Origin of the sequence: Sphingomonas sp. STIS6.2 (assembly GCF_000732685.2) — a bacterium.
GTDB classification, from domain to species: Bacteria; Pseudomonadota; Alphaproteobacteria; order Sphingomonadales; family Sphingomonadaceae; genus Sphingomonas; species Sphingomonas aerolata.
Genome location: NZ_JPDP02000139.1, coordinates 1 through 331, shown reverse-complemented (window position 1 = coordinate 331; position 331 = coordinate 1). Strand labels below are relative to the sequence as shown.

Genomic DNA, 331 nt, shown 5'->3' with positions numbered 1-331 from the left:
TCGACGCGAAGAAATAGGCGATGAACCAGACGCTCTCGATCAGCGTGGTCTGTGTGTAGCTGAGGTCGAACACGCTGCGCAGATGCGGCAGCAGCGTGTTGTTGATGACCGTGATGAAGCCCCACATGAAGAACAGGCTGGCCAGCAAGGTCAGCGCGGATCGGTAACTCGGCCCCTCCGCGCTGCCCCCTGCCCCCGGTGCAGCGCCTGCGATCGTCCCGTGCGTCTGTATCGGCATCGCCATAGTCATCATCCTCCGTGCCATGTCGGCGACTGATCGACGGACTTTGGTCGATCGTCTTTTCCCGCACGGCTTGCCCAGAAATATATT

General features: G+C 60.1%; 1 pseudogene. It reads right to left on the bottom strand.

The annotated features are described in order from the left end of the window. Positions 1–244 (bottom strand): annotated as a pseudogene (locus sphst_RS21315) (glucose/galactose MFS transporter); the annotation flags it as partial. Between the last annotated feature and the right edge of the window lie 87 nt (positions 245–331).